Raw genomic sequence first — 25,941 nt, 5'->3', positions numbered from 1 at the left:
AAAATATTATGGCAAACAGAGTAGTTGTTGATCCCATCACAAGAATTGAAGGTCACTTAAGAATTGAAGTAGAAGTAAAAGACGGAAAGATAACCGATGCCTATAGTTCCAGTCCTATGGTACGCGGGCTTGAAAATATTGTTAAAGGTAGAGATCCAAGAGACGTGTGGGCCTTCGTTCAGAGGGCTTGCGGTGTTTGTACAACGGTACATGCATTGGCCTCCGTAAGATCGGTAGAGGATGCCCTTGGTATTGAAATTCCTCCCAATGCGGAAATGGTAAGAAACATTATGGAAGGTGCTTTATACATGCACGACCATACTGTTCATTTTTATCATTTACATGCTTTAGATTGGGTAGATGTTGTCAATGCCTTACAGGCCGATCCCCTTAAAACATCGGAGTTGGCTCAGAGTATTTCCAAATGGCCTAAAAGTTCTCCAGGCTATTTTTCAGATATTAAAAAGCGGATTACCAAGTTCGTGGAAAGTGGACAGCTGGGCATTTTTGCCAATGGGTACTGGGGACATCCCCAAATGAAATTACCACCTGAAGTGAATTTAATGGCGGTAGCACATTATTTGGAAGCACTGGAATGGCAAAAGGAGATCGTCAGGATACATACCATTTTCGGTGGAAAAAATCCACACCCGAATTATCTCGTCGGTGGTATGGCCTGTGCCATAAATACGGATGATATTGGTGGTATTAACGCAGAACGCCTGGCCTATGTTGGGCATCTGTTGAAGGAAGGAAAGGCATTTATTGAACAGGTTTATATTCCGGATCTATTGGCTATAGCGTCGTTCTATAAAGATTGGGGTGCCATAGGCAAAGGTTTTGGTAATTATATGTCTTATGGTGATTTCCCAACGAATGGCTATAACGATATTTCGAGTTTTAAGTTTCCTCAAGGGATTATTTTAAACAGGGATTTATCCAAGGTCTATGATGTGAATCACCGCAATGACGATATCGAAGAATTCATCAATAATTCCTGGTATGAGGACTATGCCGAAGGAAGGGAGACAAGCAGACATCCGTGGGATGGTGAGACGCGTATCAAATACACCGGACCAAAACCGCCATATGAACATATCGATGTGGAAGAAAAATATAGTTTCATTAAAACACCACGCTGGAAAGGTATGCCTATGGAAGTTGGTCCTTTGTCCAGGTTATTGGTCGGATACGCACGCGGTAATAAAGAGATTCAAGAGGCTGTCAATGCCGCTTTAACCCATCTGGATGTCCCTGTGGATGCATTATTCTCAACATTGGGAAGAACCGCTGCCAGGGGTATTGAAACGCAATTGGTAGCCAATTGGACCATGGAATTTTATGACACACTGATGAGCAATATCAAAAATGGAGATACGCGAATGGCGCACTCTGAGAAGAGAGATCCGGAAAAATGGGAACCGGAATCAAAAGGTGTAGGCTTTAGTGAAGCACCTCGGGGTGCTCTGGCACATTGGATTCGAATAAAGGATAAAAAGACTGAGAATTACCAATTAGTAGTTCCTTCAACCTGGAACGCCTCTCCGAGAGATCCGAAAGGGCAGTTGTCGGCTTACGAATCAACCCTGCTCGGAACCCCGGTTGCAGATCCGGAACTTCCTTTGGAAATCTTAAGGACTATTCACTCTTTCGATCCATGTATCGCCTGTGCGGTGCATTTGTATGACGAACATGGAAATCATATTTCTAAGGTGCAAAATCTTTCAAGTTGTGACATATAGATAAAACAGATATCATGGAAACAATTACCTATAAACGTGTTTATGTTTGGGAACTTCCGGTTCGAATTTTTCATTGGATTAATGCGATTGCAATAACTGTTTTGGCTGTTACAGGATTTATAATGGCCGATCCTCCGGCCATTTTATCGAATGCCGAGGCGAGTGATTCATACTGGTTCGGTACCGTTCGCTTCATCCACTTCATGACCGCCTATATTTTCTTTTTTAATTTGATTCTGAGGGTTTATTGGTCTTTCGTTGGCAATCGGTTTGCCAGTTGGAAAGCATTTTTCCCTTTTTCCAAAAAAAGTTGGCGTAATTTTTTGCATGTCCTTAAGGTCGATATTTTGTTGGGACATGAAAAACACCCTGAAATAACCGATTTAAGTGTGGGTCATAACAGTGTTGCAGGGCTTTCCTATTTTATATTGTTCCTGCTAGCACTGGTTCAAGTATTTACGGGTTTCGGATTGTACTCGGCGATGTCGGACTGGTGGTTGCCTGATCTTTTTGAATGGGTAGTCCCTCTGTTTGGCGGCGATTTTATCGTTAGGACCATTCACCATATTTCAACCTGGCTGTTTATCCTGTTTGTGCTAATTCATGTCTATTTGGTCTTTTACCACGACTGGTTGGAAGGCAGAGGCGAGGTATCTTCAATTTTTGGAGGCTATAAATTTGTAGTTGGACAGCGTGTAAAACATAAAAAAACAGAAGAAGAGAAAAAGGATACCGAAGACGCAAAATAGTTCGTTATATAAAATCGTAAAATATGGCAGATTCATTCGGAGCACCTGTAGCGGTAAGCAGTGACGCCTTTTATTTTGAAAAGGATAAGTCGAAAAGCATTCTTATTTTAGGTGTTGGAAATTATCTGATGGGAGATGAAGGTGTGGGGGTTCATGTCATACAGGAGATGGCCACTATGAAGTTACCGGACAATGTCGATATTTTAGACGGTGGCACAGGAGGTTTCCTCTTACTGAATTGCTTTGAATCTTACAAGGCGGTCATATTTATTGATGCTACCATGGATGGTCAAAAGGAAGGAACCATTTCCTTGATTCGACCCAGGTTTGCCTCAGATTTTCCTTCGGCGCTGAGTGTTCATGATGTCGGATTAAAAGATATGATTGAAGCGGTGTATTTATTGGACAACACCCCGGACATCCATCTGTTTACCATCTCCATAAATAAGGTGGTTCCAATGAGCCTAACCTTATCTTCTGAAGTTAAAGAAGCCATACCCAAAACCATAGAGGACATTATTAGGTTAACAGAGAGGCTGTCCGCTGAATTTTAAAAAGGTGGTCATTAAGTCCTTTAAAATAACAATAACAGGTCAGGTGCAGGGTGTTGGCTTTCGTCCATTTGTCTATGTATTGGCCAACACTTTCGATTTGAAAGGATGGGTTTCAAATAATGAGCAGGGAGTTATTATCGTAGTTTCAGGTATCCCGTCCAAAATCCATTCATTCTATGAAGGATTGATCCAAAATCCACCGAAGTTATCTAAAATAAAGACACATCACATAACAGAGATTCCCTTGATCAATGTTGAAGATTTCTGTATTGTCCCCTCTCGGAAATCTGGAAAGCTCAATTTGTCGCTCACCCCGGATTTTGCTATATGTGATGATTGTAAGAAAGAGATTATTGATGTTACCAACAGGCGTTACCACTATCCATTTACAACCTGTGTTAATTGCGGACCACGGTGGGCCATAACAAAAACATTCCCCTTTGAACGCAACCACACGGCAATGGACCGGTTCGATATGTGTGATCCCTGTGAAAAAGAATACACAGACCCGAATCACAGACGATTTCATTCTCAAACCAATTCCTGCGGGACATGCGGTATTCATATGAATTTAACCGACTCGAAGGGAACAGTACTGCAAACTGATACATCTGAAATAGTTACCACGACCGCAGCACTTATAAAGGAGGGTCATATTGTCGCTATAAAAAATACAGGTGGTTATTTATTGTGTTGCGATGCGGGAAATCGAAATGCAGTCCACAGGTTGAGACAAAGAAAGAATCGACCTCGAAAACCATTCGCCATACTATACCCCTCATTGCAGATGCTCAGGGGCCAATTGCAGATATCCTCGGAACAGGAAAAAGCACTGACATCACCTGAAAGCCCTATTGTCATTGTTCCAAAGGATAATTATTCAGGGACATTGGTATTGGACGAGTTAATCCCAAACTTAAATCAATTGGGCATAATGCTTCCTTATACAGGACTTTTGCAGTTGTTGGCAGAAAAACTGGGCATTCCCATTGTTGCCACGAGCGGAAATATCCATAATTCACCAATAATAAGTGCTTCAGAGGCTGCTCTTAACGCATTAGATAAAGTCGCTGACTATTTTCTGAACCATGATCTTTCCATTACCAATCCCCAGGATGATTCTGTCATAAAATTCAGTAGAAAATATCAACATGATGTGCTGTTCAGAAGGTCGAGAGGCTATGCTCCCAATTATTTTGGATCGTTCAAGGCGAATGAGAACATACTCGCCATGGGAGCGCATTTGAAGAGTGCAGTGGCTTTTTTGCCCAATGACTACCTGTACATCAGTCAATATCTGGGCAATCTCGATCATGCCGATGTTTACGAGCGACTCACCACAACCGTTTCAAAGTTTATCACTCTGTTCGAAGAGAAGCCATCAGTGATTCTGGTAGACGCACATCCTACCTATCATTCCACTTTATATGGTAAGGAACTGGCAAGGGACCTTGAGCTGCCCTCAGTAGCGATTCAGCACCACAAGGCCCATTTTGCTTCGGTTTTGGGTGAACATCATCTTTTCGAGAGTGAAATCCCTGTAATGGGCGTTATTTGGGACGGCACAGGCTATGGTGATGATGGCCATATCTGGGGAGGTGAATTTTTTGAATATGCCATGGGTAAGATCGAAAGAGTGTCCCATTTTGAATATTTCGATTGGCTTGCTGGAGACAAGATGTCCAAAGAACCACGACTATCCCTTTTCTCATTGGCAACAGACCCTCTTTTACCTGAGGTATTGCCAAAATTTACAGACGAGGAACTGACTGTTTACCAAACAATCAAAAAACAGAATAGACTCAAAACTTCCTCGGTTGGACGCTTATTTGATGCGGTGGCGGCCTTACTCGGTAGTTGTGATCTGAATACCTATGAAGGAGAGGCAGCCATCATACTTGAAAATCAAATTCATGAGTATTCCATTGAAAACTGTACATCCTATGTTTCAATTCAAGAAAATGGATTGATCCCTTCCAAGGACCTCCTAAAACATATCCATACGGATGTCATCAATGGAGTCCGACAGGAGACTATCATCGTTAATTTCCTTTACACATTGGCCGATCTTATTTTACGGATGGCGGATAGGCGAAACATTAGCTGTATTGCCCTGAGCGGTGGGGTCTTTCAAAATACGGTGTTGATTGATCTGCTAAAAGAATTGGCAAAAACGGATTACAAATTATATTTTAATCGTAACTTATCTCCAAATGACGAAAATATAGCTTTTGGCCAGATAATGTATTATTTAAACATTAGAACAGCGACATGAAATATCTCAGTGAATATAGAAATTTTGAAGAGACAAAGGGTTATTTAAAGCGCATTGAGGAGACGGTTACGCAAACATGGAAGATCATGGAGGTCTGCGGAGGGCAGACCCACGGATTGGTTAAGAACGGTATTTTGGATTTACTTCCGGATCAGGTTCAAATGATCCACGGTCCCGGATGCCCGGTATGTGTTACCCCATTAAATTTAATAGATAAAGCCGTTGAACTTCTTGAGAACGATGTCATTGTATGCTCCTTTGGAGATATGATTCGTGTTCCGGGAAGTAAAAAAAGCTTGTTGGAAGCCAAGGCTCATGGTGGTGATTTAAGGGTGTTATACTCGCCCCTTGAAGCAGTAAACATAGCCAAGGAAAATCCGCATAAAGAAGTAGTGTTTTTTGCTGTGGGCTTTGAGACAACGGCACCGGCAAATGCCCTTTCAGTGATGCAGGCCCAAAAAGAGGGGGTGACAAATTATTCCATCCTGGTCTCCCACGTTTTGGTTCCACCGGCAATGGAAGCTATTCTGGATGATGAATTCTGCAACATCAACGCTTTTTTGGGAGCAGGGCATGTATGTGCCATTATGGGATATAAGGACTATATTTCCCTGTCAGAGCACTATAGGATCCCCATCATCATTACGGGTTTTGAACCGCTTGATTTGGTCCAGGGGATTTACATGGCCATATGCCAGTTGGAAAGCGGTCAATATAAGGTAGAGAACCAGTATTCGAGGGTGGTGAAGGAGGAAGGCAATGTGGCCGCTTTAAAGGTCATAAATGAGGTGTTTGAGATAGGTAACAGAGAATGGCGTGGTATCGGTGAAATACCGAATAGCGGTTATGTCTTAACCGAGGCCTATAGAGCCTATGATGCGGAATTTAAATTTGGAATCCATAGGCTTCATGTTGCCGAAAACCCCAAATGCATAGCCGGTGAGATCCTCAAAGGCATAAAAAAGCCACATCAATGCAGTGAATTTGGAAAACACTGCAATCCCTCAAATCCCTTGGGCGCTCCAATGGTTTCTTCGGAAGGGGCCTGTGCCGCCTATTATCATTTTTCCAATAATGTAATTACTTCAAAATAAAAATGGACATACAAAAGCTCGGTTTTGACACCATTAATTTAGGACATGGCAGCGGTGGACTCATGACACGGGACCTGTTGGACAACATTATATTTCAAACCTTCGACAACCCTATTCTGGACAAAAAGCATGATGGGGCCATGGTGAACTTTGAAGGACAGATCGCCATTTCAACCGATAGTTTCGTGGTTTCTCCCGTGTTTTTCAAAGGCGGCAATATTGGTGAGCTTGCGGTGCATGGTACTGTCAATGATGTTGCCATGTGTGGAGCCATACCAAAGTATATATCATTGGCCTTTATCATTGAGGAAGGTCTTAGCCTTTCAGAATTCATCACGATTGTAAAAAGTATAAAAAAGGCAGCTGACGAGAGCGGTGTTCATATCATAACAGGGGATACCAAGGTGGTTGAAAAAGGTAAAGGGGATAAAATATTTATCAATACCACAGGTTTTGGTCCACTGCACCCCAAGGCAAATATTTCAACTATGTGCATCAGGGAGGGCGACAGTATTGTGTTGAGTGGATCTGTTGCAACCCATGGTATGGCCATTATGTCCGAGCGCCAGGGTCTGGAGTTCGAATCGGACATTGTCAGTGATACCACCAATCTGAATTATCTGGTGCGTGATCTTTTGGATGCCTTTGGAGATCAAATTCATTTTCTGCGTGATCCCACCCGAGGCGGGTTGTCCGGCGTACTAACAGAAATTGTACAGGATACCGGGATTGGGATTTCGATTTTTGAAGATCGCATACCGATTGAGAAACAGGTTGCAGCTGCTTGTGAAATTTTGGGATTGGACCCGCTTTATGTAGCCAATGAAGGTGTTTTTATTGCCATTGTCGATAAGGCCATTGAAGCATCGGTCATTCAGTTCATGCAAAAAGATGTGAAGGGCGCTAATGCGGTTTGTATCGGTGAAATGACCACAGCCGCAACCGGTAAAGTGATCCTTAACAGCAGGATAGGGGGTAAGCGCATTGTCAGTCCGCTAATAGGGGAGCAGCTTCCACGAATTTGCTGATGCTCTAAAACAGGACCAGTCCAAATAGCCAATACACCCCAACAACGGCAGCAAACAGACCGCCTCCGATTCTCATGCTATTGAAGAACAGGACGTTGTGCCCTTGTTTGGTAAAGGAGGAAATCTTACCTATAAGAAAGGCAAAAGCCGTCATTGCGAGAATGGTCCCTATACCGAAACCCAAAATATACATTACGGATTCCCATTGGGTTTGAAAACCCAGTGCGGGCAGGAACATCAGGAAATGGGCGATACCTGCAAACCCATGTAAAACACCAATTGAAAAGGAGGTCCATTTGGTTTGTTTTAGCATGTGGCTATGGGTATGACTATGGTCCTCGTGATGGGTATGTACATGTTCATGCTTGTGTATGAGTGGATTTGCATCCGAATGCACGTGCAAATGTTCGTGATTGCGCTTCGGTCTAATGACTCTGTAAAAGACCCAGAATGCGATTCCGATTAAGGTTAAACCCACCAGTTGTTCACTGTAAGCTGATATGCTGTCGACATGAATAAAGGCTTTGAAAATAAGGAATAAGAGCCCTATGGCAAGCATCCCAAAAATATGCCCCATGCCCCATGCCAGGCCAATTTTCCAGGCTTTGCGTTTTGATTCGATGGCAAATGGTGTTACTGCTGCCAGGTGGTCAGGACCTGTAACAACATGTAAGAGGGCAACAGTTAGCCCTGCAATCAAGGGAAGGGACTCCATTTTATATCCAAAGTTTAAAAATACGGGGCTTTGTTTAAAAGTAAACTAAGAAGCTGAATATAAATATGACAATAGTCATATCGGGGTCAAATATGTACGATTTTGTATTTTTAAATTAAAATACATTTATATATTTGCACGGTAAAAATAAAAATGGGGTCGCGTAGCTCAGCTGGATAGAGCATCTGCCTTCTAAGCAGACGGTCACAGGTTCGAATCCTGTCGCGATCACGTTATAAATGAAGCACTTACAGAATAATTGTGAGTGCTTTTTTTGTTATTGTAACACTTTTGTAACACCAACTATAAATAAATTATTATAATTGTAGAATCTCGATGCAAAAATTAATTCCATTTATTTATTCAGCGATTAGGTTTTATTTCACTAAGAATAATTAATTGCTACACCTTGTAATAGTTAAAAAAACTTTTTTCGTTTTGAGATATAAAGTATTGTTGAATTACTGTTAAAGATTATAAAATTCAATTAACTACTTAAGCTTTTCTTTTTAGCTTTTAAAAACTTTATACTCTGAGATGAAAGAACCTTATTTTCATCACGAAGATTAAGTCCACATATCCCGCAAAAATCATCTAGTTTATCAATTAATAAATCCGTGTCTTCAATGAATTTTCCAAATTTAATTTTTGACATCCTTAGAGTTGGGTGAACATATTTAAATAAATATGTAAAAGTACCAATATTATACTCCTTAATTCCTACGCTTAGATAAACATTGACAATTTCCCTTAACATAAAAATATTTAAACTACCCTCTTCTTCAATAAATCTTCTCTGTTCTATAATACTCAAAGGGTCTTTTTTAAACTTTTTAAATTCTTTTTTTCCATGTATAATTAGGTTAAATCTAAAAACTCGAAAACTATTTATAAATAACTGATTACTATACATTTCCTGTTTTGATTCTAAATTCCATAAAAAAGTAGAATTATGTAGATGATCTGAAAACAGATCTTCACTTAAATAGTTTAAGAGAAATATTTCTATGTGCTTTTTAGTGAATAAAGAATTAAATTTCGAATATAATTTTGTAAAAAAGGATTTTCTATCGAAATGAGGTAAAAGACTAACTTCATGACCTAACCTCAATATGTACTCATTATACTCTAAACTCCAATTTCCTTCTTTAAAATAAATTAAATTGTTATCTAGAATCTGCCAAAATTTATCATTATTCATAAGTAGTAAAAAAATATTAAGACTTCTCTCCAGTGTCTTCACTTTTCAAAAACTGGGTATCGTCGGGATTAGAATAATAATACTTTGTAAAAGTTTGTTTTACATTACTCATAAGAGGGTTTTCAAAAGAATATTCTCCCTTGTATTTAATTGACAGCACTTTATTAGGATTGTTTTTATATTCACTTATCTGCAAGAATAAAGGTTCTAAGGATGTGCCTTTACAATCTCCATTGTACAAATCTATAAATCCTTGAAGAACTTTGATGTTATTTTCATAATCTTCAATATTTTCCTTATACATGTCTTTTATAGATTTGAAATGAGCTTTCTTCATCTTTTCTTGATTTTCGGAAAGTCTTTTATTGGCAATATCCAAATCCTCTTGTATCATTTCAATCCAATCATTCTTTTTTTCATCAAATTGCTTTTGCAATATTTCAATACTATCACTTGCTTTAATAGCCTTAACTTTTTCGACTCCAATAACCTTAAAATTAATATCATCAATATTGATGTTAAGAGAATCAGCCGTTACTTGTTTTTCGTAATTATAAAGCATTTGTTCTTCTTTAGATAATCCACATGAAATGATTAGAGAAAGAATAAGCATAATTAATAGTAGTCTTTTCATCCTATAATGATATTTAATAATTAATTGTTGTTCTAATAAATAAGTTACATATCTACTCGATATTATCTAGCAATTGAACAATTAACAGAGCTAGTGTTGTAGTGAGTACTTTTTCAGAACAAACTATCTGGATATTTTTCAATTTCGTTTTCAATTTGTTCTTGTTTAGCTTGCTCTAATTGTTTTATTATTGATTTTGTTTCTCTATATTCTTGTGCTTCTGGAACTTTAATAAATTCTACTTCTTCATCATATTTCTCTATTATGACTTGTTCTATTTCACCAATAGTAACTCTAAAGTATTCCTTTCGGTAATTTACTTTATTTATTCTTCTATCGTCAAACTCTTTTTGTAATAAACTTTCTAATTCTGGAGCGTTTTCTGTATAGATAAGAGCGTGTAAGTCAAATCTGAAAGGAACGGAAGCATCTCCCAATTCTCTAACTCTATCCATTGGTTCAAGCCTTCTTGTCATTCCAATTTTGTAGATGTTTTCCCCAAATGAACCAATATTTGAAATAATGTAAACATGTCCAGATTTAGTTTCTTGTGCTCTTGAAATTGCTCTTTCTTTTGCTTCGTGTGCCTCTTTAAGATTTCTTTGAAGTTCGGCAATTTGAATATTCAATTTTTCAAGTTCTTCGCCACTTACTAATCCAAGTTCTTTTTGAGCTCTTTCAAGTGCTTTTTGGTATCGCTTTTCTTCTAGCTCTGCTTCTTTTTTTGCTTTTTCAAATTCCCGTTGCGCTCTTTCTTCCTCTCGTTGTTCATCCCTTATTGCTCTTAGTTCTTCTTTTTCTTGTTGTTTTTTATGTTCTAGTTCATAAGCTAAATGAAGTTCATCAAGTTTTAATTGCAAATACTCATCCGTAATTTCAACATTATTTGATTTGCCAAGCCTATTAATTGCCTTAAATGATTTATTGATTCTTTCTGTAAATCTTTGTACGTTATTCCATTTTACCTTTGAAATCAGAGTATCACATTCCCCGTTAAAAGCTCTTAACGTTAAATTGATATAACGACGAGTCATTACTTCTCCTTTCTTGTAATTACCATCAACGTGCCATTGAGTGTAGCAAACACAAGCATTACCTTCTTTTATTAATTCCTTTTGTTTTGTTCTAAGTTTTGTTAATTCTTCTTTGTATTTATCAGAAGTATCATAGTCAAAGATGGGTTGGTAAATTCCAAGTTCTACAAATTCAAGTTCATTTTGATATAATTTTATATCCCTTTCTAATTCTTTGTAAAGTGACTTTGCTTCTTTGTACTTACTATTTAGGTCTGAAGCCTTGGTTTGAATCTCGATTAGTTGTTTTTCTTCATTCTCCTGAGATTCTTTAATTTTTAGAATCTCTTTTTCAACTGATATAATTCCATTGTATCTATTCAAATCCGAATTAAGTTCCACTATTTGGTCTTCTTTGAGTTTTAATTCAGATTTGAATTTCTTGTTATTTTTAATAAGAATGAATATTGTCAGGACTAAAAGAAGTCCTAAAATGCCTATAGATAATATAAATTCCATTGTCATTTTTGATGTCTGCTGTAACCTTCTATGTGTGGTGTGTAGCCCGAACTACTATATTACGTTTTTGACTTTATTTATTAATTTTATCTAGGATAATTACTTTAACATCTTACCATTTTTATTCCAAATTCCAGATTCTACATAGCTTTTGACTTTGGTTTGACGTTTCATTATGTCAATCATTTTTTGATGGTATTTAAATTTTAGTTCCGATTGACTAGAGGATGGTAATGGCAATGAATCAAATTTTTTTGCTTGAAATTTTAATGAATCAAATTCTTCTATTGCAGCCTTATAAATATTATACGATTCCTTAAGTAATTCATCATCATAAATAAATTCCAAAATTGGTTTTTCAACTTTGATTGAATCCGTATAATCAGTATTCCAATCGAAATAATATAAATTATCTTCTGCTGATTCCATTTTATTCAATGCTTTCTTATATCCATCAATGTGATTTTGTACTTCAATACTTTTTTTTGGTTCAGAATTACAATTAATTATAAATACTGCTAGAAAAATTAACTTAATTTGTTTCATTGATATTATTTATTTGATTAGCATTCCCTTTTCGAATTGTATTTTTAAAATATACATACCATAAGGAATGTTACTGGCAAGTATGGATAAAATATTAAATTTAGGCAAATTGCAATTGGCGTTTTATGATTATTATCAGGTAATTTAATTTACTTAATTTCGGAAAGAATGAATTACGGTTTCCCTTACCGAAAATATTGGATTGCATTTTTACGGGATTCAGTAAATCAATTCTAAAAATAATATTAATTATTCTTCTTTTTCTAGCAACGTTATGAGTTCCTCTTAAGTTGCATTAAATTCTTACATTAGCAATATAATCCGATTATTTCAGAAACCTAAATTTTAACCATGAAAAAGTTTTTACTGTTGTTAATTTCGTTTACCACATATTTTAATATCCAGGCTCAAGAATGGAAATTATTAGATGATAATGATGAGTATACACTATTCATTCGAAATCATTCTGAAAACTCGGCATGGGTTAAGTGGGAATATAAAAAACTTAAAGTTAGCGAAACATTATTTGGGAAAGAGGAGAAAATTAAGCGAGTTTTAACGTTGTTTAAATTTGATTGTAGTAAAAAGCAGTCTGGTATTATGGCCAAGATTTCGTATGATGTAAAGGGAGAAGTTTTAAGTTCAGAAGATTATAGTAAGTATTATAATATTAGTGAGGATTATAATATGGAACACGTTATCCCTGATAGTATAGGAGAATGGGTTTTATTCAAATTTTGTGAATCAAAGGAGTAGATCTACCCTTTTTAAACGCGCTTTTGGGTTTCTATAATCTTTATAATATGTTATTATTCAAGATAACCAAAATCAATTATACATTCATAGGCACTCTCATTAGCCTTGAGTACTTTTAAATTTGTATTACTTTTAATTACTGTTTTTTCACCTATTCACAACAATAAATTCATATTCTGAAGAAATCTTATCTAAATAATATTTAAAAGAAAAATTTACCTTATCCACAGATTGAATTTCTGAGACTTTTAGAGTTGATGCTACTATAACTGTACTATTTTGTGTATACAAAATTGGAGACCTTTCAATTACCCCGTTTTTTCCAACTCTTAGTTCATTATAAGAATTTCCTCCATAATAACCTTCCCAATTTTCCCAATTTGTAAATTTTGAATTTATATTGTTACTTTTTTCGTCTGAGATTTCAAAATTCATATTAATCATATCAGTTAATATAGTTCTCCGAATATTTTTGCTATCCGTAACAAAAACTATTCTAGGGTATGTGTTCTTTACAGATTTAGTTACTTTTAGCTTAATGTTTTCTCCTTGGGAATTTGTAAACTCATAAAATCTTGTTTCATACCAATTTTTGCTTAATTTTTCGACAATTGAGGCGTTGTTTTCGTCAACAATTTCCTTTCTCACAAAGTCAAAATCAATTAATATTAGTGTCTGTTCTATCTCATTTAATGTCATTGATTTGAAAGACATTAGAGTTTCCAGATAATTTTGAGAACTCAAAGTGATAGAAATAAAAAGGACAAATGTTAGAATTTTATATTTTGACATTACTCAATGATTTATTAAAACTAAAAGATTATTTTTGAACCAACGTCATTTTTTTTAAATCTATGAAAAAAATAATATTATTTTTTTGTTTCATTAGCTTATCATTTTCGGCTTTTTCTCAAGACTTGAATTGGGCTCAAAACTTTTTTTTAGGTAATTTAAATTGTGATAAAGGACAACATAAAGAGGCTTTAACTTATTATAACAAAGCAATTGAATTGTTGGGTAATGATTTAAACCAATTTGAATTGTTGGAGATTTATTTTGAAAGGGCGAATTGTAAAGTTCATTTGAAAGACTCTTATGGAGCATTAAAAGATTATAACAAAATCATACCATATTATGAAAAAATCTTACCTAACGGGCTTAGCATACAAGGAGCTTATTACACAAGGGGTTTGATAAAGATTGATTTAAATGACCAATTTGGAGGGTGTAAAGATTTATCCATTTCAGGTGAAAAGGGCTTTATGGATGCTTATGATGCAATACAAAAATATTGTAATTGAAAAGAAGTTCAATTAAAGGGACATACTTATCAAGACTATACTCATTCATAACTTTAATTCATCCTTAATAAACTCTCAATTTCATAATTAGATATTTTGTCAGCTTTTTGTATTTGTTCCATTAGACGCAAATACCGTTTAGTTGGCTTTCCATTATAATGAGTTTTAAAGTGTTTAGAATAAAGTTCCTCATACAATCTATCCATTTTGAATAAGGATCCGTAAACCTTGTCTAAATGCCTCCAGGACTTGCTTTTTGTTTGACTTTCGTACATCCCACTTGGTAGATTGGAACGGTGCATGAAACTTCCATTGATGAGGTGAAGTTTTCGACATCTTTTATGGGTAAACGGACAAATGAAAAACCATACCTCACCGAAACCTAAATTTGATAATACACTTTGAAAGCTTACCCAGTAATCATATTTGTTGCCATTGCAGTTATAATTAAGCCGCAATCTTGGTGCTTTTTTAATAAAGTCAACCATAACACCTATACTGCTCGTAACCTGACCATATCGACTCCATTGGAGTTTTCCTGATTTTAATTTTCCTTGCTGGAGATAACCTAATTTCTTTAAATCGCTTACACTTAAACTCAATAACTCATCAAATAATAAAGGGTAACTTGGAAATTTTGGCATAATAATTAAAATGGCAAATCATCATAATCATCGTCTTCGAAATCAGAGCTCTTGCTGTGAGGAAAATATTTTGAGAAATCGGCATATCGACGTTTGTAACGTTTTATCATTTTATTATCTTCAATAATTGTTTTTTCAAACCATCGTCCTTTTTTGTTATAGCGATATTCATACCTCCTTATAATTGAGTTCTTTACGTCTTGATTATCATCATAAAAAATAATTTCTTCAGTTTCTACATCCCCAAAATTATTGTAAGTATAATTGGTAATTATTCGATCATCTTCATTTGATGATTTTATGAAAAACCTATCTCCATGTTTAGGTATATTAATCTTAATAAAATCATATTTCCAAAAATTATCAATCCCTCTATCTTCATCAAATTCCGCTACATAAATTGTATTACCATAATTATCATACTCATACTTTCGCTCTTCGATCAAAGCATCTCGTTTATAAAATCTTACGAATTTTTGATATCTCAATAAACACTTGTTTTTGTCAAAATGATACTTGAAAAGAACATTTATAAAAGGATCAACCCCATGGGCTCTCGCTGCTTGCGCATTTGATGATAATTCTTCTGCTTCGTACTCAATATGGTAGCCATCATTTTTTTCTACAACCTCATTTTCCCATAAGCCCTCATCACTTTCCTCTTCATTATTGTCAATCCAGTGATCTGGCATCGCAGAAGAGCCAAATACATCCCAAGTATTGAATGAGTCTTCATCTTCTTCATAATCAATATGGTAATCGATCATTTCACCATTATTTAATTGATAAATTGCTATTTTGATCAACTTATTCTCCTGGTTATAAAGAGATTCTTTGAAATACTCCATTTTGTTAAATATGTGTTTCTAAATTTACTAATTAAAGCTCAAAATTAAATTAATTTTTAAACCTAAATCTTTAAGGAACATTGGGATTAATCAAAACTAAAGGGTTCACCTTCTTTAGAGCTTATGGATTCAACCTTTGGGAACACGTAAGGCATTAATTTACATAGTACATTAAATTTCTGCACAGGAGTGAGGTCTTTAAATGTTTCTGTTATCTGTTCGAGTTCTTTCTGCACGAAATTCTTTAAGGTCTCTCTCATATTACCAACTAAAGGTTTGTTGTATTCAGGCTGTTTGTTCATCTCAACTTTAAGGCGTTCTGTTTGGCTTTTCAAAAGGTCTTTTATTTCGTCCATGTCGGCATTATCAAACACCGAAAATCTTACATACTTGTAAACCCATTCAAATACAAATAGCTTTTGAACGGTATCAATTTTCTGATTGTCTGTTTCAGATTCAAATAACTGTATGGCTTTCAATGGTGTTTCAAAATGTTCTGTAAAAATGTCAATAGATTTGCTGAATAGCTTTAAGGGGGTTTCTGGGTTTTCAAAATTTCCCTTTTGTAATACTTCACAAATCATTTCAAAGGCGTAACCGTTCCAATGGTCGTTTTCGGTCTTAAAATAGCTTTCAAGCGCCTGTACTTCTTTTGTATTCATATCAATTTGAATTTAAGGTTAATACTTGTTTTAATTCCTGCAATCGGTTTAGGTATGGTAAAAAGGTTTGTTTGCCGTTGTTCGCTTTCACGGTGGCAAAGTGGCTTTCAATGAATAGGGTACAATCCTTTATTGTGCTGCACCCGTTTAGCTTTACGGGTTGGGTTGGTAGTTCAATCCCTGCAAAGAAGGTTTCAAATTCTGCAATGTTATTGCCCCAGTTTTCGGACTGCTCCTTTATTGGTTCAGTTTGGAATACCTCAACTTTGGGCAAGGGTTCAGGCTGCGAAAAAAAAGTTTTTTTTTGGGCTTCACTTTTTTCACTTTTTTCACGGGTTGGGGTTTCAACTGGTTCAGGTTCGGGCTGAGATGCTTCCTTAATGTCTTGTTTTCTGAACAGTCGCCAATCTTGTTTTATTAGATAGTCTGCAATGTCTTTGCCTTGCTCTTTGTCCTGCTGTGGTGCTAACTGTTCCAGTAGGTCCGATACGTGAAAGTATGTACCCTGCAAACGCTTTTGTATTTCTGCTGCCTTATTACTCCATAATTCAAAGGCTTTGCCGTCTTTTGATAGGTCGGGAAACAAATAAACGTTCCTACCTTTCAACGCCTGGCATTTGTTGAGGTTTAAGCTGCTCAAATTGTAAACTGCCAACCAAAGTAAGTTTGAAGGCTGTTCAGGGAAGCCAAAATACAACGTGCTATAAATTGCCGTTTTAGGAGCTTCAACCAACACAACAGGGTTGTATGGATATTTTCTTAAAAGGTGTTCGCCAAACAAACAGGAAACCTTTGTTTCATTCTTATTGTATGCTTCCAACCATTCTGGCAACGGCTTATTGCTACTGACATGGTGCTTTTGAATTATTGAGTGTAAAAAGTCCGTGCCTGTGGTGTGGTTCTGTTGGTCAAATTGCTTTACCTGTATGGCTCTAATATTACCCTGAACATCAATAAAAGGAAATGTATTAGCCCCTTTTCGGTAGCCGTTTTGTACTGTACCTAAATGATAAAATGAAACGACCTTTTCAATATCTCCTATTTCAAAAGGGAAAGGAACTCGCTGTAAAAGGTTCTGAATAAATGTGTTCTGCTCATATCCTGCACAGGTACGCTTGAATACCTCAAGGGGAATAAATGCCCTTTTGGGCTTGTTTATGGGATTCTTTTTTGGTTTTGGCTGCCGTGGCTTCCAGTCGGTTATATTCCCTTGTTCCTGCTCCCAAATTGCTTTTACGTAACCGTTTTTGTAAGGATTCAGGAAATAACCGCATTTGCTTTCACGATCGCAACGCCCGTACTGTTCGGGTAAATAGTTGCCTGTTTCCCTATCTATGTACCTCACAAAACGCTTTTTGGAACATTCAGGGCAATTATGCTTTTTACTGCCTTTCTCAAATATGTAACGGTATTCTGTATTCATATTGTCAAATTCCTATTTTGCACTTTGCACAAGTTGCATTTCTTGCACAAGTTGCATTTGAGTTTGTGCAGTAAGTGCCAATAATGCAATAAATGCAATGTGCATATTGATTAAATCCGTTTTTCATATTCACCCCGTTTTGGGTTATTAAACAAATCTCTATTGTTTATGAAATATTTAAATGTTCGTTCAGCTATTCCCATACATTCCGCAACCTCTACGCCCTCACTTGTTGTAAAGGTGTCGGGCAATTCATTATAAAGGTTTTGTTTGTCGGTTGTGAGTTTATCTAAAGGGCTTGCATTGTTTACAATGGAATGCACTTTTATTGCTGTTCTTTTGAAATATTCAACCAACTTCAATGCCCCTTGCACAGCTTCTATTCCAACCGCTTGTTTATTATCCTCATTACAGGCATATCTTATCATTTGAAGTATTAAAGCCAACCGAATAGCGTACATTTCTATTTTGGCATTAATACCTCCTATGGCTTCATTTTCGGGCTTATTGCTTTGGTCTGTTAATTCCCTTTGCCAATCAAATAAAACTTGTTTTGCTTCTGGTGTAAATCGCAATACTTCGGGCTGTGGACAGCCTGTTTCATCCTGAAGAATTGATAAATCCAAAAGTCTTGAAACAATGGTTTGCCAATTCTCAAATATTACGGGGTTTAATTCCGTTTCACTCCAGTATGGTTTTTTTAAGTTTTTAGGGGCTACAAACAGCAACCTGTCTAAAAAACCGTTTTCGGTTCTATTGTCTGCCAATTCGTTCAATACTTTTGGCTGTATAGTTCCAATTACTGAAATAAAAGGCTTCGTTATGTAGGTGGGTTCGCTTGTTTTTCGGTTTATACGAATAGCCTTCCCGCTCCATACGCTTAACCAAAATTGCTCCTCACTTCCTTTATTATATCTGTTAAAGTTCTTAAACCAAGTTGCCAATTCATCTGCATAAACACCAATACCCCTTTTGTTGAATTTATGCACGTCTGTGAGTGCTTCTGGAGTAAAGTCAGTAACTAAATGCTGTTCCCAAATTGGCTTTACTGGTTCGTTGTACCCTTGTTGCTCCCTTTCCTTTTTTGTAAGCGATGAAATATTATCATATTCCCGTTTTTCATTTTGATATTCTTGAAACTTCATGTTATCCCGTTGTTCAATAGGTTGTAAGGCGAAACTAACAGGGTGGCTTTTATTTGTTCCTGCACGTCCTACAATAGACAAATACAAAACAGCGTTTTCCTGCCAACCTTTCTTTATTTCAACCCTGTGGGTGTTACCTATTGAAACAGAAACAGCGTACAATATTGAAGCCCCTATAAAGTCAATAGGGAAATTTAAACATTGATTGGTGTCTGTAATAATTTCCTGCACAGCCTTTGGGAATACCTCAACGGGAAAGGGGTTCTGCTTCGCTTCAACTTCTTTTTCTATTTTCTGAATGTGGTTTAAAAACGTTTCAGATTGCTGCAGATTCTCAAACTGTGGGTTTATCTTAATTGCTCTCATATTCAGAAAAGTTTTAACTGGTTATTAATTGGGGCTTTTTCGGGGTTTGTGGTCAAATACCATGCTTTGAAGCCTGTATACTGACATAGCTTTTTATCGATTTCCCAAAGTCGTCCTGCCAGTTCCAAATCACGTTTGTAGCGACAAATATTCTTTTGAGGTATTCCCGTTGCAGCCGAAACCATTGAAGCTGTGGCGATATGTTCCTGTAAATACTGAAATATGGTTTTTAGTTGAGTTCTAAATCCTGTATCTTTACCCTGTCTTTTATGAAAAGGGTTGTTGTTATTGGTGCTTTCCATTACTTCAACCCTTTACTATTGTTAGACAAATATGCTTCAGCTTCCTGCTCAATTTCAGCGTTTGACTTGCATTTACCTTGCTTTAGCCATTCATCAATTTCAGATTTTAGGAAATAGACCTTTTTGCCACGTTTATAGTGTGGTACTTCATTACGAGAAATCTTACTGTACCAGGTGGGCTTTGTACGCTTTTCAGGGTCGTACTGAATAAGTTCGTTGAGATCAAGCCATTGTTTAGGCTGTTCTGCGGTTGGTTGTTCCTGTTTTTCAACTAACAGGCGTTTAAGTTCGCTAACTTCTTTTGTTAGCATTGTTACCGCTTTGGGTAAATCATTGAAAGTTAAATTTTGTACCATAATAACAACCGTTTATTTTTAAATCAGTTGTAAAATTATGATGTTTATTTTATTTAACTCATTGATATTCAGTTGTATAAAATTGTATTCAATTAAATACAACTTTGTACAAGTTGTTTACTTTGTTTCAATTATTGTTTTTAAATATTCAATTATTGTATCACGCTGCTTTTCGTCTTCGGACTTTTCATATTCTCCTTTGCGGTTAGTGTATCCTGTTTTAAAATGTTTGTCTTCAAGTATTTGAAAATTATTAATATTGTAACCCTCTTTTTGTAAACATCTAAAAAACAAACTTCTTTTACCTTTTTTGGGGAACAAATCTAATTTCAATAAAGCTTCATACAGTATTTTAAAATCCTTTCCTTTATAGCTGCTATACTTTTCTTTTATTGCATTTGCAATTTCAACTTTTTTAGGGTGTGTTATTTGCTGACTTAAAACTTCGTCAAGTTCAGGTTTTGGCTTTTGGTTTCCGTCTATTGGTTTAGTAGATACATTATGTTCACATTTATCGAATGTGGAGAATAGTCGGGGATACTTCTTTAATTGTTCTTCAACTTTATTAACAATTCCTGAGTAATAGCCGAACTCCCTAATTGCTTTGTAGGTTAAAATAACAGGGTATTGCTTCTTTACATAGCTCCAGCCTTCATTTGCTTCCGTATGCCGAATATGGAAAAAGTTTATGTGGATGTCCTTGACATACTTTTCAGCATTATTCCCGTAAAGGGTGCCTGGCGGAACCTTATACTCATTTTCGAAATACTGTTCACCCTCTTTGTATGCTTCAATATAAGTTTCCAAGTAATCTCTCCCGTTTATTTCAGTTTCTGATTGCTCGTCCATATTTTGGACTGGTAATTTATTTGAAGTAAAAATAACAGCTAATTCAGGTGTGTAAATTTTGACAGTTTCACCGTTTGAATTAATAATGAAGCACCCATTATTTTCAATCTGCCATTGAAAACTTTTGTACTTGTGAGTGTCTTGTTCTTTTTGATCCGAAAAAGAAGTTAACCAATATCTTATGTCTTTGTCAAATTCAGGATTCTGCTCTTTGTTTTGTGGCTTATCACTATACCGATGTTTGAATAAAACACTATCGGGTAAGGAAAATTTTGATTGCCCTTGTTTAAATCCTTTTATAGCATCCGCAACACTATCGACTCGGATTGCCTTTGTTTCAAAAGATTCAAATTCGTTTTGGTCGGTGTCTTTAAAGTAATCAAACAGCCTTTTGGCTATTTTGTCCAGATCATCAAAGAAAAATTGTAAGGATAAAAAAGTGCCGTGTGTTTGGCTTCTGTATTCAAGGTATTGTCTTTTATGCTTAAATATTTCGGGCAAATCCTTTTTGCTGAAACTTTTTTTTAGCTGTTGTATTTCGGTTTCAATTCCGTTAAAACTGTATTTAGGTTCGTTATCAAAGCTGCATACATTCAATTCCATTACCTTGCCTTTTATTAAGTTAGCTGTGTTGTCCTGCAAGGTTTTAAACTTAATTTCAATTTGAGCCAGTACCTGGCTGTATTGTAATTTGTCTTTATAGTTCTGTTCAGGCTTTAATTCATTACGTTTTTTATCCAGTTGCTCCAGTTCTTTTATTAAACCGTTGTACTGGTTGAAGTTTTCAATATTTGAATGTAGAAATTCAATAAACTGAAACAAGGATTTTATTTTCGGTGTTATCATTTGTCTTTTATGCTATAGAAAAATATGAACTTCTATAAAAACTTTTTTAATTGGCTTTTTTAAAACCCATCGTTAATACATCTGTTTGAGCTTGTATTTGCTCATCTTCAAAACTATCTAAATAGTTTTGGGTAACTTTTAAATCACTATGACCTAATAGATCACTAATCATTGCAATGTTAGCCCCTGAACGCTTTAACACAGTCGCGAAACTATGGCGGGCGCTGTATGTGGTAATATGATGAGGAATTTCTAATTTTTCCGCAATCCTTTGAATGTATTTGTTTATTGTTTTAGTTAGTTGTTGGTAAACTTTTCTTTGTGTTTCAGGGGTCATATTTTCCGTTATGTGAGGAAAAATAAAAGCATTTTGACTTAATGAGTTAACGCCCCATTTTCTGATTATTTCTTTGCTTTCAGGTTTTAATGCAATTCTGATTTCTTTTTTATCAGTATTTGTAGATGAGGTCTTAGAACGCTCATAAGTAAGAATGTTGTTATTTATATTTTCCTGTTTAAGAAGACAAAAATCTTTTACATTCATACCATTACATAGGTACAGAAACATCCAATAATCACGTGCCATTGCTTCTGAATTGGTTTCAGGTTCGTAATTGTAGATTTTTGCAACCTCATCCAAGGTTAAAGCCTTTTTTGTGTTCCTAGGGGTAGGAATATTGTATTTGTCTTTTCCACGTCCAAATGGGTAAAGTGTTTTATCAATGTTCTGAGCGTTGTAAATAGCTCTTAAACTTCGAAGGTACATGCTAACTGTGGTCGTACTTCTTCCTTTTGATAACATCGATTTTTCATAATTACGCAATAGGGTGGGGGTAATTTCTGCAAAGGTGAGTTTAGGGTTAAAATCCATGATGCTATTCTTCGCGCATTCATACGTAACGGCAGTTCCGATATTTCCGTTTTCTTTTAATTCTTGAATTTTCTTATCAAAAGCGTATGATACATCATTATTAATGTCTCTACTTTCAAAATACCCCTCTTCAAATTTTGCAAACGTAAATACATCTAAACTGTCTATTATTTTATTTGCTTTAGCTTTAAAAGCTTCTAATTTTGTTAATATTGCCCTTTCTTCTTTCGTTCGTCTTTGGGCAAATATTACCTTTTCAAAATTTTCTGGAGATAGATCTACACCAGTAGAAATGTATTTACGTTTTCTGTTATAAGTTACTTTAATCTTAACTGAACATTTTCCAGTACTTTTTTTTCTCGGGTCAAGATAAATATCTGCTATTGCTTTCATCCTCTAATAGATTTGTAACACACTTGTAACACAAATGTAACGCAATAACACAAAGAAAACAGCTAATAAAAATATGAGTTTTCAACTTTATATCAACAAAATAAATACTTTAGGTATAATTTAATTTGTTTTCCTATTTCGATGTTTTGTGATGAATTTATGCCTTCTAAGCAGACGGTCACAGGTTCGAATCCTGTCGCGATCACGAATAAATAGTACAATAAGAAAAAACGCCAAGCTCGCTTGAGCGTTTTTTTGTTTGTACTATTTTCAACGCGGAGCCTTACAGAAGTAGTACGCTATTCTTCTCTCGAAATTTTAGTAGAAAGAGTATAACAAATCCATAAAACGAGGTTTCAAAACCGTTAAAAAGGAAATTAATAATTACGCACTTTGAGGAATTATTAATGGCTAATCTACTGAAGAATTAGGCTAATGTTCTTTCAACTGTATTCTAGAAATTTTAAAATGATTTTCAATTCTTATAGAATAAGAAGTTTATTTATTTAGTATTAATAATCAAGTTCTTTTTTCTACAATCAACAGGAAGTCAACTTTTGCAGTTGCACCCATAGGTTGAAAGGTGGGTTTTACATTTGGAATTATAGAGATCACGTCACCGTCTAATGTGTTTAGAAAGTTTTCCAAATCTTTTTGCATTGTGTTGCTTTTGACATCAATTCGATGTACTCTGTAATTTAATTTCATTTATTCTTAGGCTTTTTAAATTATTATTCCAAGTTATCTGGCTCACAAGTAATTAACAATGATATTCATCAGAGAACAGCATTAGACATACGCAGACCAGAAACTGATGGAGCTTACAACAGCATTTTTAAAGTTAGCTGGAAAAAAATCAATTGATATGGACACGACTGGGACAATTAATCCATGTGCTTTTTACTGTATATCGTTTGGAAAAGTTTTAGAAGACACAATTACTTCTCGATTATAAAAACTTGTAAATCAGGGTTGTATTGCATAAGGGAAAACACTTCTAAACTGATATCCCTCATTGTGAATCTCTATTGATACAATTAATTTCATATGCATAAAATATGTCCGGTTCTATCTTCTGTGTATTATTTAGGATATCCAATGACTAAGTCTCATGTAAATTTATAATACAAATTTATAACAAAGCGCTAAACCTGGGCATTTGGACTTCGTATGAGGTGCATATCCAGTAAGAGAAGAGTTTAATGAGGTAATCTCATATAGATGAGCCTTCAGTATACTAATAAAAAACGAATGAATCATGAGTATTTCAATTGATAACCCCAACCTTTATTTTAAGTTGTTTTATCTGTTAGCTTTTACGTTTATATTTCTTGTTGTTATCTATAAAAGTATAAAACGCGGCTATCATTTACGATCGGTGTTACTTATGCTAACTACGATTTCCCTTTTTACGGTTATAGGATCCAGACTATTCACCATCCCGATACTGGATTGGATTAATGCCAGTAACACACCGTCGCTTGTATTCAATAATAGATCTGCAATAGGAGGTTTATTATTTGGACTTGTTGGATTGGCAATTTCCCAACGTGTTTTTGGATTTAACCGCCCAATGTTGGACTTATATGCCTGGATAGGGCCTATTGCCTTGGGTATTATAAAATTTGGCTGTTTAGTTAATGGTTGTTGCTACGGTCTGCCTTTTAAAGGGTTTTGGGCCATACATTATCCTAAAGGTACACATGCGCATTTTAATCAATGGTATTCGGGTCTTATAGAAAACGAGGCACTTCAATCTTTGTCAGTACATCCCGTTCAATTATACGAGAGTCTGTTATTATTTTGTATTGGCTATATCGTATGGAAAAAACATAACGTATTTAAAAAGAATGCAAGCGCTCTTCTATTTGGGCTATTTTTATTTTTTACAATGCGATTTGGAATTGAATTTTTAAGGGATCCCGATGGCTCCCAGTTTAGTTCTATCTATTATTGGGGATTAAGATCTTATCAATGGAGTATGTTGGGTTATGCAGTTTTAACAGGACTTCTTTTATGGATTTATGAAACACGCACAAAGAAAGAGTTTATTAAAGGACTGCAAAACTCACCTTACATTCATGTTGATTTTATTTATATTATCTGTATATCGCTAATACTATATACATTTAGGGCGCTTTTATCTTCCTACGAACTTTTGGTTATTTGGATCAAATTTGTTCCTGCCATTTTATTATCCCTTTATTACCTGTATTCTGAAACGAAATTACAGCGCTATCGCGTGCTTACCAGTTTTTTATTACTTGCACCATTCTACATATTAGCTCAGACCATTCCCAATCAAATACCGGAAATAAAACAATATAAACGGATCGATTTTGGGACCTCTTTTGGTGATTTTGCAAATGAAGTGAAATATAACCCAACGCAAGGAGAGTGTGGTACTTCATATTCAACCGAATATTATAAACAGGTTTATCAAATGGTTGGTTTAGGTTACTCACAAGTGACCGAAAAACAAAACAAAACCTACACTTACGGTATAAATCTCGCTGGAGGAAATATAAAAAGCACAAATTTAGAAACAAATGTGAGTCAATCAGATTTTATGCTTGCTGCGAATCCCTTTTATAAATTCGATGGGGAATGGATTGGATTAGGTTTGGGCTTACAACTTGGTAAATTACGGGTTAATAAGGATGAGACCTTAGATGTAAGTAATATAGAAGACGCTCAAAAAGAGTATAACGTTCTGCCAGAATTTTATTTTAGAGTAGGACCAAGGAAATATTTGGATGTTGATTTTAATTATGGATTTATGATGCCTTCGGCATATCCCACTTTATATTCAAGAACAAGTATTGGAAGTTCTTTTTTACTGGGTCACGACTATAGTTTAAGGTATGGGCGTATCTTGAATCTTGATACCGATTACGTATCTGCTGAAGCCTTAATTACGGATCAATTCGGAATAAATTTGATGTATGTCTTTAGGGATAATAGTTTTGATTATCTTAATTATGACACTTCCGGCAAATTTGTGTTTTCACTTAATTACCGCTTCGGACATAAAACCAAATAATCTTTATCACTTAATATTAAACAATGACCTATTACTGCAAGTAAACGCACCAGGGGTCAAAAAAAG

Annotated in this window: 24 protein-coding genes and 2 tRNA genes; 11 read left to right on the top strand and 15 right to left on the bottom strand. The window is 35.5% G+C overall.

The genetic code is table 11. The annotated features are described in order from the left end of the window. The first annotated feature begins 8 nt into the window (after nucleotides 1–8). The 6 genes from MR041_RS10425 to hypE are packed head-to-tail and all read left to right on the top strand — an operon-like array spanning nucleotide 9 to nucleotide 7,442. Nucleotides 9–1,742 (top strand): nickel-dependent hydrogenase large subunit, encoded by a 1,734-nt coding sequence (locus tag MR041_RS10425; protein WP_242093654.1) that lies wholly within the window; start codon nucleotides 9–11, stop codon nucleotides 1,740–1,742. Nucleotides 1,743–1,756: 14 nt separating this feature from the next. After that, nucleotides 1,757–2,491 (top strand): Ni/Fe-hydrogenase, b-type cytochrome subunit, encoded by a 735-nt coding sequence (gene cybH, locus MR041_RS10420; protein ID WP_242093652.1) that lies wholly within the window; start codon nucleotides 1,757–1,759, stop codon nucleotides 2,489–2,491. 23 nt (nucleotides 2,492–2,514) lie between these two features. Next, entirely contained in the window at nucleotides 2,515–3,045 is a 531-nt protein-coding gene (locus MR041_RS10415; protein ID WP_242093650.1) for a hydrogenase maturation protease, read from the top strand. A gap of 4 nt (nucleotides 3,046–3,049) precedes the next feature. Further along, complete coding sequence (gene hypF, locus MR041_RS10410) at nucleotides 3,050–5,320, top strand: carbamoyltransferase HypF (protein WP_242093648.1); 2,271 nt, start codon at nucleotides 3,050–3,052, stop codon at nucleotides 5,318–5,320. Continuing rightward, nucleotides 5,317–6,414, top strand: coding sequence for a hydrogenase formation protein HypD (gene hypD / locus MR041_RS10405; protein WP_242093646.1), 1,098 nt, complete (start codon nucleotides 5,317–5,319; stop codon nucleotides 6,412–6,414). The genes hypF and hypD overlap by 4 nt, the downstream gene beginning before the upstream one ends. 2 nt (nucleotides 6,415–6,416) lie before the next feature. Then, the gene (gene hypE / locus MR041_RS10400) at nucleotides 6,417–7,442 is read left to right on the top strand and encodes a hydrogenase expression/formation protein HypE (RefSeq protein WP_242093645.1); all 1,026 of its coding nucleotides are present in this window, start codon (nucleotides 6,417–6,419) and stop codon (nucleotides 7,440–7,442) included. A 4-nt stretch (nucleotides 7,443–7,446) separates the two neighbouring features. On the opposite strand, the gene MR041_RS10395 is transcribed toward hypE, so the two are convergent. After that, nucleotides 7,447–8,157: an urease accessory protein UreH domain-containing protein gene (locus tag MR041_RS10395; RefSeq protein ID WP_242093632.1), complete on the bottom strand. Its 711-nt coding sequence runs from the start codon at nucleotides 8,155–8,157 to the stop codon at nucleotides 7,447–7,449. Nucleotides 8,158–8,314: 157 nt separating this feature from the next. Here MR041_RS10395 and MR041_RS10390 point away from each other — a divergent pair. Further along, a tRNA-Arg gene (locus MR041_RS10390) sits at nucleotides 8,315–8,388 on the top strand. Nucleotides 8,389–8,644: 256 nt separating this feature from the next. Here MR041_RS10390 and MR041_RS10385 read toward each other — a convergent pair. The 4 genes from MR041_RS10385 to MR041_RS10370 all read right to left on the bottom strand — a co-directional run bounded on the left by MR041_RS10385 (nucleotide 8,645) and on the right by MR041_RS10370 (nucleotide 12,070). Then, nucleotides 8,645–9,358, bottom strand: a complete 714-nt coding sequence (locus tag MR041_RS10385; RefSeq protein WP_242093630.1) for a hypothetical protein — start codon at nucleotides 9,356–9,358, stop codon at nucleotides 8,645–8,647. A 16-nt stretch (nucleotides 9,359–9,374) separates the two neighbouring features. After that, nucleotides 9,375–9,992: a hypothetical protein gene (locus MR041_RS10380; protein WP_242093628.1), complete on the bottom strand. Its 618-nt coding sequence runs from the start codon at nucleotides 9,990–9,992 to the stop codon at nucleotides 9,375–9,377. A 113-nt stretch (nucleotides 9,993–10,105) separates the two neighbouring features. Then, nucleotides 10,106–11,524, bottom strand: a complete 1,419-nt coding sequence (locus tag MR041_RS10375) for an SNIPE associated domain-containing protein (protein ID WP_242093626.1) — start codon at nucleotides 11,522–11,524, stop codon at nucleotides 10,106–10,108. Nucleotides 11,525–11,623: 99 nt separating this feature from the next. Continuing rightward, the gene (locus MR041_RS10370; protein ID WP_242093624.1) at nucleotides 11,624–12,070 is read right to left on the bottom strand and encodes a hypothetical protein; all 447 of its coding nucleotides are present in this window, start codon (nucleotides 12,068–12,070) and stop codon (nucleotides 11,624–11,626) included. 351 nt (nucleotides 12,071–12,421) lie between these two features. Here MR041_RS10370 and MR041_RS10365 point away from each other — a divergent pair, with 351 nt between their 5' ends. Beyond that, nucleotides 12,422–12,826: a hypothetical protein gene (locus MR041_RS10365; RefSeq protein ID WP_242093622.1), complete on the top strand. Its 405-nt coding sequence runs from the start codon at nucleotides 12,422–12,424 to the stop codon at nucleotides 12,824–12,826. 147 nt (nucleotides 12,827–12,973) lie between these two features. Here the strand turns inward: MR041_RS10365 and MR041_RS10360 are convergent, their stop codons facing one another. Beyond that, nucleotides 12,974–13,618, bottom strand: coding sequence for a hypothetical protein (locus MR041_RS10360; protein ID WP_242093620.1), 645 nt, complete (start codon nucleotides 13,616–13,618; stop codon nucleotides 12,974–12,976). A 62-nt stretch (nucleotides 13,619–13,680) separates the two neighbouring features. Between MR041_RS10360 and MR041_RS10355 the strand changes: the two genes are divergently transcribed. Beyond that, entirely contained in the window at nucleotides 13,681–14,127 is a 447-nt protein-coding gene (locus MR041_RS10355; RefSeq protein ID WP_242093618.1) for a tetratricopeptide repeat protein, read from the top strand. Between the two features lie 53 nt (nucleotides 14,128–14,180). Here the strand turns inward: MR041_RS10355 and MR041_RS10350 are convergent, their stop codons facing one another. The 9 genes from MR041_RS10350 to MR041_RS10310 form a co-directional block, all read right to left on the bottom strand. Further along, on the bottom strand, nucleotides 14,181–14,771 hold the full coding sequence (locus MR041_RS10350) for a hypothetical protein (protein WP_242093617.1): 591 nt from the start codon (nucleotides 14,769–14,771) through the stop codon (nucleotides 14,181–14,183). A gap of 5 nt (nucleotides 14,772–14,776) precedes the next feature. Then, nucleotides 14,777–15,619 (bottom strand): hypothetical protein, encoded by an 843-nt coding sequence (locus MR041_RS10345; RefSeq protein ID WP_242093615.1) that lies wholly within the window; start codon nucleotides 15,617–15,619, stop codon nucleotides 14,777–14,779. Between the two features lie 86 nt (nucleotides 15,620–15,705). Next, entirely contained in the window at nucleotides 15,706–16,281 is a 576-nt protein-coding gene (locus MR041_RS10340) for a hypothetical protein (protein ID WP_242093613.1), read from the bottom strand. Between the two features lies 1 nt (nucleotide 16,282). Continuing rightward, nucleotides 16,283–17,704 carry a DUF6965 family protein gene (locus MR041_RS10335; protein ID WP_277926353.1) on the bottom strand — a complete coding sequence of 474 codons (1,422 nt, stop codon included), beginning with the start codon at nucleotides 17,702–17,704 and terminating at the stop codon, nucleotides 16,283–16,285. Nucleotides 17,705–17,814: 110 nt separating this feature from the next. Further along, nucleotides 17,815–19,215: a YfjI family protein gene (locus tag MR041_RS10330; protein ID WP_242093609.1), complete on the bottom strand. Its 1,401-nt coding sequence runs from the start codon at nucleotides 19,213–19,215 to the stop codon at nucleotides 17,815–17,817. Nucleotides 19,216–19,217: 2 nt separating this feature from the next. After that, the gene (locus MR041_RS10325; protein ID WP_242093607.1) at nucleotides 19,218–19,517 is read right to left on the bottom strand and encodes a hypothetical protein; all 300 of its coding nucleotides are present in this window, start codon (nucleotides 19,515–19,517) and stop codon (nucleotides 19,218–19,220) included. Then, nucleotides 19,517–19,873, bottom strand: coding sequence for a helix-turn-helix domain-containing protein (locus MR041_RS10320; protein WP_242093606.1), 357 nt, complete (start codon nucleotides 19,871–19,873; stop codon nucleotides 19,517–19,519). Before MR041_RS10320 ends, MR041_RS10325 begins: the two co-directional genes overlap by 1 nt. A 117-nt stretch (nucleotides 19,874–19,990) precedes the next feature. After that, nucleotides 19,991–21,544, bottom strand: coding sequence for a hypothetical protein (locus MR041_RS10315; protein WP_242093604.1), 1,554 nt, complete (start codon nucleotides 21,542–21,544; stop codon nucleotides 19,991–19,993). A gap of 70 nt (nucleotides 21,545–21,614) precedes the next feature. After that, nucleotides 21,615–22,832: a site-specific integrase gene (locus tag MR041_RS10310; protein ID WP_242093602.1), complete on the bottom strand. Its 1,218-nt coding sequence runs from the start codon at nucleotides 22,830–22,832 to the stop codon at nucleotides 21,615–21,617. 112 nt (nucleotides 22,833–22,944) lie between these two features. Between MR041_RS10310 and MR041_RS10305 the strand changes: the two genes are divergently transcribed. After that, a tRNA-Arg gene (locus MR041_RS10305) sits at nucleotides 22,945–23,037 on the top strand. Between the two features lie 1,053 nt (nucleotides 23,038–24,090). Then, on the top strand, nucleotides 24,091–25,875 hold the full coding sequence (locus tag MR041_RS10300) for a prolipoprotein diacylglyceryl transferase (protein ID WP_242093600.1): 1,785 nt from the start codon (nucleotides 24,091–24,093) through the stop codon (nucleotides 25,873–25,875). The last annotated feature ends 66 nt before the right edge of the window (nucleotides 25,876–25,941 follow it).

Origin of the sequence: Aestuariivivens sediminicola (assembly GCF_022662015.1) — a bacterium.
GTDB lineage: Bacteria > Bacteroidota > Bacteroidia > Flavobacteriales > Flavobacteriaceae > Aestuariivivens > Aestuariivivens sediminicola.
The sequence above is the reverse complement of the archived record's forward strand: the minus strand, read 5'-3'. Positions and strand labels throughout refer to the sequence as shown.

Bases quoted from the DNA above. Each gene is read 5' to 3' on its own strand.
- MR041_RS10425 (WP_242093654.1), top strand. From the start codon at position 9: ATGGCAAACAGAGTAGTTGTTGATCCCATCACAAGAATTGAAGGTCAC.
- cybH (WP_242093652.1), top strand. From the start codon at position 1,757: ATGGAAACAATTACCTATAAACGTGTTTATGTTTGGGAACTTCCGGTT.
- MR041_RS10415 (WP_242093650.1), top strand. From the start codon at position 2,515: ATGGCAGATTCATTCGGAGCACCTGTAGCGGTAAGCAGTGACGCCTTT.
- hypD (WP_242093646.1), top strand. From the start codon at position 5,317: ATGAAATATCTCAGTGAATATAGAAATTTTGAAGAGACAAAGGGTTAT.
- hypE (WP_242093645.1), top strand. From the start codon at position 6,417: ATGGACATACAAAAGCTCGGTTTTGACACCATTAATTTAGGACATGGC.
- MR041_RS10395 (WP_242093632.1), bottom strand. From the start codon at position 8,157: ATGGAGTCCCTTCCCTTGATTGCAGGGCTAACTGTTGCCCTCTTACAT.
- MR041_RS10385 (WP_242093630.1), bottom strand. From the start codon at position 9,358: ATGAATAATGATAAATTTTGGCAGATTCTAGATAACAATTTAATTTAT.
- MR041_RS10380 (WP_242093628.1), bottom strand. From the start codon at position 9,992: ATGAAAAGACTACTATTAATTATGCTTATTCTTTCTCTAATCATTTCA.
- MR041_RS10375 (WP_242093626.1), bottom strand. From the start codon at position 11,524: ATGGAATTTATATTATCTATAGGCATTTTAGGACTTCTTTTAGTCCTG.
- MR041_RS10370 (WP_242093624.1), bottom strand. From the start codon at position 12,070: ATGAAACAAATTAAGTTAATTTTTCTAGCAGTATTTATAATTAATTGT.
- MR041_RS10365 (WP_242093622.1), top strand. From the start codon at position 12,422: ATGAAAAAGTTTTTACTGTTGTTAATTTCGTTTACCACATATTTTAAT.
- MR041_RS10360 (WP_242093620.1), bottom strand. From the start codon at position 13,618: ATGTCAAAATATAAAATTCTAACATTTGTCCTTTTTATTTCTATCACT.
- MR041_RS10355 (WP_242093618.1), top strand. From the start codon at position 13,681: ATGAAAAAAATAATATTATTTTTTTGTTTCATTAGCTTATCATTTTCG.
- MR041_RS10350 (WP_242093617.1), bottom strand. From the start codon at position 14,771: ATGCCAAAATTTCCAAGTTACCCTTTATTATTTGATGAGTTATTGAGT.
- MR041_RS10345 (WP_242093615.1), bottom strand. From the start codon at position 15,619: ATGGAGTATTTCAAAGAATCTCTTTATAACCAGGAGAATAAGTTGATC.
- MR041_RS10340 (WP_242093613.1), bottom strand. From the start codon at position 16,281: ATGAATACAAAAGAAGTACAGGCGCTTGAAAGCTATTTTAAGACCGAA.
- MR041_RS10335 (WP_277926353.1), bottom strand. From the start codon at position 17,704: ATGAATACAGAATACCGTTACATATTTGAGAAAGGCAGTAAAAAGCAT.
- MR041_RS10330 (WP_242093609.1), bottom strand. From the start codon at position 19,215: ATGAGAGCAATTAAGATAAACCCACAGTTTGAGAATCTGCAGCAATCT.
- MR041_RS10325 (WP_242093607.1), bottom strand. From the start codon at position 19,517: ATGGAAAGCACCAATAACAACAACCCTTTTCATAAAAGACAGGGTAAA.
- MR041_RS10320 (WP_242093606.1), bottom strand. From the start codon at position 19,873: ATGGTACAAAATTTAACTTTCAATGATTTACCCAAAGCGGTAACAATG.
- MR041_RS10310 (WP_242093602.1), bottom strand. From the start codon at position 22,832: ATGAAAGCAATAGCAGATATTTATCTTGACCCGAGAAAAAAAAGTACT.
- MR041_RS10300 (WP_242093600.1), top strand. From the start codon at position 24,091: ATGAGTATTTCAATTGATAACCCCAACCTTTATTTTAAGTTGTTTTAT.